At 71.1% G+C, this 8,917-nt stretch carries 6 protein-coding genes and 1 pseudogene; 4 read left to right on the top strand and 3 right to left on the bottom strand.

The window, feature by feature from the left end:
• Positions 1–244, bottom strand: a pseudogene (locus D7X12_RS35720) (ABC transporter ATP-binding protein); the annotation flags it as partial.
• Between the two features lie 194 nt (positions 245–438).
• On the opposite strand from D7X12_RS35720, the gene D7X12_RS35715 reads away from it, so the two are divergent.
• On the top strand, positions 439–1,473 hold the full coding sequence (locus tag D7X12_RS35715) for an aldo/keto reductase (protein WP_120629681.1): 1,035 nt from the start codon (positions 439–441) through the stop codon (positions 1,471–1,473).
• A gap of 63 nt (positions 1,474–1,536) precedes the next feature.
• Here D7X12_RS35715 and D7X12_RS35710 read toward each other — a convergent pair whose 3' ends face one another.
• Complete coding sequence (locus D7X12_RS35710; RefSeq protein ID WP_120629680.1) at positions 1,537–3,327, bottom strand: M4 family metallopeptidase; 1,791 nt, start codon at positions 3,325–3,327, stop codon at positions 1,537–1,539.
• A 338-nt stretch (positions 3,328–3,665) separates the two neighbouring features.
• On the opposite strand from D7X12_RS35710, the gene rpsD reads away from it, so the two are divergent.
• Positions 3,666–4,298 (top strand): 30S ribosomal protein S4, encoded by a 633-nt coding sequence (gene rpsD, locus D7X12_RS35705; RefSeq protein ID WP_120629679.1) that lies wholly within the window; start codon positions 3,666–3,668, stop codon positions 4,296–4,298.
• Positions 4,299–4,422: 124 nt separating this feature from the next.
• Entirely contained in the window at positions 4,423–6,621 is a 2,199-nt protein-coding gene (locus tag D7X12_RS35700) for an FUSC family protein (RefSeq protein WP_120629678.1), read from the top strand.
• Here the strand turns inward: D7X12_RS35700 and D7X12_RS35695 are convergent.
• The gene (locus tag D7X12_RS35695; RefSeq protein ID WP_120629677.1) at positions 6,602–8,203 is read right to left on the bottom strand and encodes a HEAT repeat domain-containing protein; all 1,602 of its coding nucleotides are present in this window, start codon (positions 8,201–8,203) and stop codon (positions 6,602–6,604) included. The genes D7X12_RS35700 and D7X12_RS35695 overlap by 20 nt on opposite strands.
• A gap of 104 nt (positions 8,204–8,307) precedes the next feature.
• Between D7X12_RS35695 and D7X12_RS35690 the strand changes: the two genes are divergently transcribed.
• Entirely contained in the window at positions 8,308–8,898 is a 591-nt protein-coding gene (locus D7X12_RS35690; RefSeq protein WP_120629676.1) for a signal protein, read from the top strand.
• The last annotated feature ends 19 nt before the right edge of the window (positions 8,899–8,917 follow it).

Here is an 8,917-nt window from a genome sequence, read left to right as displayed (position 1 = left end):
ACGCGATGGCGACCAGCCCCCCCACCGCCATCAGCACCGGGCGGCGCTCGCCTCGCGCGAGCCCCTCGTCAATGGCGATGCGGATCATCTGCGGGGCGGCCAGGTTCGCCACCGACACCAGCAGCAGGGACAGCAGCGCGCCCAGCGCCTCCAGGCGGTAGCGGCGCAGGTAGCGCAGGGCCCGCAGGATGGGGCCAAAGCCTCCCGCGGGACGGACCGATGACGGCGGCGCTGACGTGCTCACGTGGTGGACCCCTGCCTCCCTGCCCGAGGCTCGGCGACCCGGAGGCCCGGAAGGCGCGCGCATGATGGGCGCGCGCCCCGTCTGCATCAAGCACGACGCGCAGGCAACGCGCGGGCACAAACACGGTTGCTTGTCACGGGAGGCCCCGTTACGTGGGCCGCCTGTTTCCTGGCATCCATCACGAGGTGAAGGTCATGGAGTACCGGCAGCTGGGTGGTTCTGGATTCAAGGTCCCCGTCCTCAGCCTGGGCACGGGCACGTTCGGTGGCTCGGGCGAGTTCTTCAAGGGCTTCGGCTCCAGCGACGTGAAGGAGGCCACGCGGCTGGTGGACATCGCGCTGGAGGCGGGCGTGAACATGTTCGACTCCGCGGACGGCTACTCCGCCGGGCTCGCGGAGGAGATCCTCGGCAAGGCGCTGGAGGGACGGCGCGACCAGGCCATCATCTCCACCAAGGCGACGTTCCGCGTGGGCACCGGCCCCAACGACGTGGGCTCCTCGCGCTTCCACCTCACGCGCGCGGTGGAGGCCGCCCTGCGCCGGCTGAAGACGGACTACATCGACCTGTTCCAGCTCCACGCCTTCGACGCGGTGACGCCGGTGGAGGAGGTGCTCAACACGCTGGATGACCTCGTGCGCGCGGGGAAGATCCGCTACATCGGCTGCTCCAACTTCTCCGGCTGGCACCTGATGAAGTCGCTCGCGGTGTCGGAGCGCTACAACCTGGCCCGCTACGTGGCGCACCAGGCGTACTATTCGCTCGTCGGCCGCGACTACGAGTGGGAGCTGATGCCGCTCGCGCAGGACCAGAGGGTGGGCGCGGTGGTGTGGAGCCCGCTCGGCTGGGGACGGCTGACGGGCAAGCTGCGCCGGGGCCAGCCGCGTCCGGAGACGAGCCGCCTCAACAACCCCGCCACCGCGAGCGGGGGCCCGCAGGTGCCGGAGGAGTACCTGTACAAGGTCGTGGACGCGCTCGACGTCGTCGCCCAGGAGACGGGCAAGACGGTGCCGCAGGTCGCGCTCAACTGGGTGCTCCAGCGGCCCACCGTGTCCAACGTCATCATCGGCGCGCGCACGGAGGAGCAGCTGCGCCAGAACCTGGGCGCCATCGGCTGGAACCTCACGCCCGCGCAGGTGGCCACCCTGGATGCCGCGAGCAACGTGCCCTGGCCCTACCCGTACTTCCACCAGCAGCAGTTCAACGAGCGCAACCCGTTCCCGGTGAAGTGACGACCGGGGCATCCGCGCTCGCCCTGTCCGTGGCGAGCGCGGTGCCTGCCGCGGAAGGTGTGACTACTTCACGCCGACGGCGGTCCAGGCGTCCTGCACCTTCTGCACTTCCGCGGAGTCCTTGCCGTACAGGTCGGTGGCGGCCTTCACCGTGGCCGCGCGGGCCTGGGTGAAGTTCGTCTGCGGCGTCATGTACGTGGTGAGGGCGCGGCCGAAGATCTTCAGGCTCTTCTCCATGCCGATGCCGTCCTTCACCTCCAGGCCGGACGTCTTGTTCTTGCCACCCTCGGTGAGCAGGAAGAAGGCGTTGTTGGCGATGCCGCTGGAGCCGTGCACCTCCGTCTGCTTCGGGTAGTTCTTGTAGTTGTCGATGGAGTAGCCGTCCGCCGTCGGGTCGCTCATGTAGCGCAGGGCGTCCGTGGCATCGCCGTTCTTGGGCGTCCACGCGTCCTCGCCCACGGCCCAGTCGAACTTCACCGCGGCGTTCTTCTGGCTGGCGTACCACTCCACGCCCGTCCCCATGATGTCGCTGAAGGACTCGTTGAGGCCGCCGGACTCGCCCTCGTACTCCAGGCCCGCGGTGCGCTCGGTGAGGCCGTGGCTGATTTCATGGCCGGCGATGTCCAGCGTGGTGAGCGGGCCGGAGTCCTTCCCGTCGCCGTCGCCGTACTGCATCTTCTCGCCGTCCCAGAACGCGTTCACCAGGTTCACGTCGGTGTGCACGTAGGAGACGAGCTTCTCACCCTTGCCGTCGATGGAGTCGCGGCCGAGGATGTCCTTGTAGAAGTCGTACGTCATCTCCGCGCCGTAGTGCGCGTCCACGGCGGTGGCGGCGCGCGTCGGGTCGCCCTTCTCACCCCAGACGTCGTTCTTGTCGGTGAAGCCCGTGGTGCCGGACGCGTTCTCCGCGTTCTTCGCGTCGTAGGTCACGATGCCCTTGCCGCGCGTCTTGTCCTCCAGCGAGTACGTGCCGTCCTTGTTCTTCGTCGTGCTGAGGTCCACCTTGCCGCTGTACATCGTCGTGTCGTCCGCGACGCCCGTGGCGCGGCCCTTGTCGCCCGTGGTGGGCGGGGTGGTGGGCGTCTTCGACGGCGTCGCCGCGCCGCCAGTGCGGGTGACACCCGGGCGGTCGAAGTGGCTGATGGTGTTGAACTGCTTGATGGACGCGCCGGTGTTCGCGTCGATGAAGTAGTTCATCGACCGGGGCTCCTTGCCGCCCGCCACCGACGTGTCCGTCAACGTCACGTGGTAGGCCGCGCGGTACTGCCCGTCCCGGCCCTTCACGATTTCACGCTCCACCGTGGGCGGGCGCGTCGTGCCGCCGTTGAAGTCCTTCTGCGCCACGGCGAGCGCGTCCTTCGCGCTCAGCTTCGTGGGCGACTTGCCCAGGCCCACCGGGATGTTGGACACGTCGCCCGTCAGGCTGTCGAACTGGCCCTTCGCGTCCAGGTGGCCGATGACCTGCTCACCGGTGACCTTCACGCCCTCGTGCATGCGGTCCATCCGCACGTGCGTCATGCCCAGCTGGTCGCGCTCCACCGAGCGCGGGGAGAACGACGCGCCGCCGGTGATGCCGGTGAGCTGCGGGTTCTTCTGGTTCACGTACGCCACCGTCTGCTGCACGGCCTGCTGCGCCTGGGGGCTGCCCAGGTCCACCGGGCCCGGCGTCACCTTCGTGCCCACGCCGTTCAGCGCCACGGTCGCCTTCGCCTTGGAGGGCGCGCCCGCGCTGAAGCTGGACTGGGAGCTCATGCCCACCGGGCCCGTGGGCTTCGCCACCGTGTTCGCGGGCTTCGCGTCGGTGCGCTGGGAGGGGATGACGGCGGGCTTCGAAAGGTCGGTGCGAAGGGCCATGGTGTCGGGTCTCGGGCGGGGGAAGGGGACGGACAAATTGATTCTCGGGTCAGCCGCCCGAAGGTTGCGTGTGCGTTGGAATCCGACAGGGCCTAGGGTGGCTCAAGCTCATGATTTTACTGGTGAAGTTTTCATCGCACATTTCCCGCAAAAAACATCCTGACCGGTAGGTAGGTCGCTCCTACGGGTTGTATTTCGAAGCATTTTCGAGCCCTCCCTGGCGGGCCGTCCACCCACCGCCCGTCGCTTGCGGCTTGACCGCCTGCTCGCCTTGCGGGTATTGAAATTGATAGTGATTATCAATTTCAACTCGGCCCGAGCCGAGGGAGGGACACACCGTGGCGCGTGAACTGGGACCGCGAGGCAAGCTGTGCCGGAGGCTGGGGATTCCGCTGTCGCACATCAGCGCGAAGGACCCGGACAAGGATCCGGTGCTGCGCAGGCCGTATCCGCCCGGCCAGCACGGCGCGACGGCGCGGGCGACGGTGAGCGACTTCGCGCAGCGGCTCCGGGAGAAGCAGAAGCTCAAGCTGTACTACGGCCTGCTGGAGAAGCAGTGCCGCCGCGCCTTCCTGGAGGCGCGCAGGTCGCCGGGCAACACCGGCAAGGTGCTGATGCAGCTGCTGGAGTCCCGGCTGGACGCGCTGGTGCTGCGCGCGGGGCTGGCCACGAGCATCCGCCAGGCGCGCCAGTTCGTGCGTCACGGCTACTTCCAGCTGGATGGCCGCAAGGTGGACATCCCCAGCCAGCGGCTGAAGCCGGGCAACGAGGTGCGCTTCCACGCCTCGCACCTGAAGCTCACGGCGGTGCAGGAGGCCCTGGGCCGGATGAAGGCCCGGAAGGTGCCCGCCTACGTGCAGGTGCTGGGAGAAGGAGAGGGCCTGCGCTTCATGCGCCTGCCGGAGCGCGAGGAGATCCCCGTGGAGGTGAACGAGCCGTTCATCGTCGAGTACTACGCCCAGCGCAGCTGAGCGGGCGTCCGCCGGATCCCGCCCTGGGGGGCATGCAGGCGGGCAGGGGCGGTCTGCCGGTGCCCGCGCACCCCATCTTCCCTCCAGCGTCTGAAGACGGACCACCTGACGGGAGGACGCGGGGATGCGCGGGGACGGCGGCGAGACGACGACGACGGAGGGCTGGGTGGCGCCGCGCGGTCCTGCCGCCCGGGGACACCTGCCCCGCCATGTCGCCGGGCTCTTCCGCTTCCAGCCGGGCCGGCCCGCGGTGGCGGCGGGGCTGCGCACGGGGCTGGCGCTGGGCGTCCCCCTGGCGATGTCCGTGCTCCTGCAACTGCCGCAGGTGGCCTGGGCGGGCATGGCAGGGCTCTTCGTGGCGCTGGTGGACAAGGGCGGGCCGTACCGCACGCGCGCGCGGGCGATGGGCGCCATGACGGTGCTGGGGGCGGTGGTGGGCCTGGTGGTCGCGCTGCCCAGCCCCTTCTGGGTGGACGTGGCGCTGACGTTGTTCTGGGTGACGGCGTGCGGCTTCGCGCGCAGCTTCGGCGACACGCCGGGCATCGTGGGGATGGTGCTGGCCAACCTGTTCGTGGTGTCGCTGGCGCTGCCGTCGCACGGGCCCGGGGCCGCGTTGTGGCAGATGGCGTACTTCGTGGCGGGCGGCCTGTGGTCCATGTTCCTGGCGCTGGTGCTCTGGCCGCTGCGGCCCTACCGCCCGGCGCGGCTGGCCATCGCGGCCTGCTACGAGGCGCTGGCGGACGTGTCGGACGCGGTGGCGGGCTGGCCGCTGGAGGGGCCCTCGCGCGTGGGGACGTGGGAGTCGGTGCAGCGCTCCGTGCGCATGCGGCAGTCCCTGGAGACGGCGCGCGCCATGCTGGGGGCCACGCGGCAGGGACGGCAGGAGGAGAGCGGCCGGGGCGAGCACCTGCTGGTGCTGCTGGAGGACGCGGACGCGCTGTCGCTGCTCTTCACCGCGATCTCCGAGTCGCTGGACGAGGCCCCGCGTGACGGGGCCTGTCGCGCGGTCCGCACGCAGGCGCAGCGCGCGCTGCGGTCGCTGGCGGTGGACCTCCGGGGCGTGGCGGGCGCGCTGACGCGGGGCACGGTGCCGGGGCGCAGCACGTGGGACGCGGAAGAGGTGACGCGGCGGTTGGAGGCGGACGGCGGGCCGGAGCCCGCGCGCTCGCAGTACGCGCACGTCGCGGGCCTGCTGGGACGGCTGCGCGAGTACAGCGCGGTGGCGCTGGACGTGGCCTCCCGGCTGGAGAAGGGCGCGCCCCTGCCGGAGCGCGACACGAAGCCCTTCGCTTCCGAAGGGGGCCCCGAGCGCGCCTGGTGGGCGGTGCTGGGCGACCACCTGACGCCCGAGTCCGTCGTCTTCCGGCACGCGCTGCGCCTGGGCCTCACCGCCACGGTGGCGACGGCGGTGGCGGAGGGGCTGGGGCTCAATCACGGGTACTGGGTGACCATCACCGTCATCGTCGTGCTGCAACCCTACGCGGGCGTCACGGTGGAGAAGGGGCTGCAGCGCGTGGCGGGGACGCTGGTGGGCAGCGTGCTGGCCATGGGGCTCGTGCACGTGCTGCCCGCGCAGTGGATGATGCTGGCGGCCATCGTGCTGCTCATCTGCGTGTCGGTGAGCGTGCGGCCCCTCAACTTCACCGTCTTCCAGGTGCTGCTCGCGCCCGCGCTGGTGCTGCTCGCCGAAATCCAGACCGGGGACTGGCAGCTCGCGGGCGTGCGCATCCTCAACACGCTCCTGGGCGGCGCGCTGGCGCTGCTGGGCATCCGGTTCCTGTGGCCCAGCCCCGAACACGCGCGCTTCCCGGAGGAGGTGGCCGCCGTGCTGCGGGCGGGCCGCGGCTACCTGCGGGAGGTGGCGCGGACGCCGGTGCCCTCGGAGGCGGACCTGCGCGAGGCCCGGCGCAAGGTGGGCGTGGCGCTGCTGGCCGCGGAGGCGTCCTTCCAGCGGCTGCTCAGCGAGTGGAAGGGGCCCGCGAAGGAGCTGGAGCCGGGCATGGCGCTCATCACCTACGCGCGGCGCTTCAGCGCGGCGGTGACGGCGCTGGCGGCGAGCCGGGCGTCGCACCCGGCGTCGGACCTGGGGCCGGTGGTGCGCTACGCGGCGGACGCGCTGGAGGAGCTGTCCCAGGCGCTGGTGGCGCGCCGCGTGCCCGGCGGGCTGCCGCGCGAGGTGCCTCCGGTGGAAGGCACCGACGCGCTGTCGCGCACCCAGGTGTCACGGCTGGTGCGCCAGTTGGGCGTGCTCCACCACGCGGTGGCGCGCATGCCGCCCGCCCTGCGCGCCCCGGAGGAGGGCGTCAGGTCCGTTCCAGCTTGACCAGCAGCCGGCGCAGGTCCTCGTTGACGCGCACGAAGTTGGAGTTGCCCTTCTCGTCCTCCAGCTGCTTGCGCAGCGCGGGCAGGGACGCCTCGCGCACCTTCTTCGCCGCGGCGGGCTCGTCCGTGAGCCAGTCCACCGCCTGGATGACGGTGGCGCGCGCCTCGGTGTTCTTCTCCGTGAGCCGCGTGGCCAGCGTGGGCCCCTGGTCCGCGGCCGCCGCGCCCGAGCGCCCCAGCTCCAGCGCCGCGCGCTCCAGCATCACCGCGTCCGCCTTGGGCAGCCGCTGCGACCAGCAGCCCGCGTTGCCGGCGCACGCCTGCGCCGCCTCCAGCACCGCGCCGTGGCCCAGCACCAGGTCCGCGCGCTTCTTGCCCAGCGCCGCCGCGTCCTCACAGCCCTCCTCGCCCGTCACCTTGCAGTCGGACGCGGTGCGCCCGGGCTCCGCGGCGGCCAGCTTCGCGAGCATCGGCTGCTCCCGCGCATCCCCCAGCAGCGCGATGCCCTTGAGCGCCACCTCGCGCGCGTACCAGTCCGGGCTGCCCGCCGCCTTCTCCAGCGCGGGGAGCGCGTCGCGGCTGCCCACCATCACCAGCGCGCGCACGTAGACGTCGCGCACGGTGGGGTCCGGCTCGGCCACGAGCACGCTCAGCGGCTTCACCGCCTCCGGGGCGCGCATCCGTCCCAGCGCGTCCGCCGCCTGCATGCGCACCAGCGCTTGAATCTGCGGATCCGAGTGGGTGAACGACAGCTGCTTCACCAGCGACGGCACCGCGCGCTTCTCCCGGAGGTCGCCCAGCACCTGCGCGGCCTTCATCGGGTAGCTGGCCGGGTTGACGCCCTGGGCCTTGGCCCACGACAGCAGCTCCGGGTCCTTGCCCTCCAGCGCCGGCAGCAGCGCGTCCGCGGCGGGCGTGCCCAGCTGGTACAGCGCGAAGCTGCTCTCCACGTAGAAGGACACGCCCTTGCGCTCCTTCGTCAGCGTGCGCAGCAGCGCGGGGATGGCGCGCGGGTCGCCAATCTGGCCCAGCGCCTCAATGGCCTTCTTGTTGAGGAAGGGCTCCGCGGCCTCGTCGGTGGCCATCGCGATGAGCGGCTCCACCGCGGACTTCGCCTTCAGCGCGCCCAGCACCTGGATGGCCTCGATGCGCGTGTAGTTGTCCTTGTTGCGCAAGAGCGGCATCAGCGACGGCACCGCGCGCGCGTCGCCAATCCTGCCCAGCGCCGTCACCACCGCCTTGTTCGCCTGCTGCTCGGACGAATCGCTCGCGGACGGATCCAGGGCGGCCGTCAGCGGCTCCAGCGAGGACGGGTGGTGCAGGTCCCCCAGCGTCCGCGCCACCGCCGCCTTCACCTCCGGCTTGCGCTCCGACGACAGCTTCGCGTGGAGCAGGGGCAGGAACTGCTCGTTCACGTTGCCCGACGTGCGCAGCGCTTCAATGACGCGCACCCGGTCATCCGGCCGCTTCGCCCCCTCCATGCTGGACTGCCAGTACTCCGGCGATTTGGGGTCCTCCTTCTTGCAGCCTCCGAGCGTGAGGCAGGACACCGCGAGGGACAGGGCGACGAATGAGCGGGACATGGGGCTCCTTTGCGTCCAAAAGTCAGCGCGTCCCGTCGGGTGTAGACCTGACGTGACGAAGGACGCAAACCTCCCACGACTCCTGGGGTACGCTGGTCAACGACATGGCCCTCGCCGAAGACAGTCGTAACGCGTCGCGTCCGAACATCCTGCGTCGGACGTACCTGCTCGACCGTGAGTTCCAGCTCAAATACATCCTGTTGCTGACCTGCATCGGGTCGGGGAGCATGCTGCTGTTCGGCGTGCTCGCCCTCCAGGCGCAGGGGATGGCGGAGGAGGGCGGACTGTCGGCCACCGAATCCCTCTGGTGGCTCACCGGCGCGGGCACCGTGGGCATGGGCGTCGCGCTCGCCCTCTTCGGGCTGCTCTTCACCCACCGTGTGGCGGGCCCCGTCCACGTGATGAGCCTGTACGTGGCGGCGCTCGCGGCCGGCCGCTATCCGCGCCTGCGCCCCCTGCGGCGCAAGGATGAGCTGAGGGCCTTCTTCGGGCGCTTCAGCGAGGCGGTGGACCGCATCCGTCAGCGCGAGGCCGACGAGGCCCTGGCGCTGGAGCAGGCGCTCCAGGTGCTCAAGCCCCTGGGCACCACGCCCGAGGCGCGCGAGGCCCTGGCCACGCTGGAGGCCCTGCGCGCGCGCAAGCGGCAGGCGGTGGACACGTCCGCGCCCTCCGGTGCCTTCAAGTCCGTGGCCTGAAGGCCCCCTCTCTCCTCCC

The sequence above is a fragment of the Corallococcus sicarius genome (assembly GCF_003611735.1).
Classification (GTDB): Bacteria; Myxococcota; Myxococcia; order Myxococcales; family Myxococcaceae; genus Corallococcus; species Corallococcus sicarius.
This window is presented reverse-complemented; position numbering and strand designations above follow the sequence as displayed.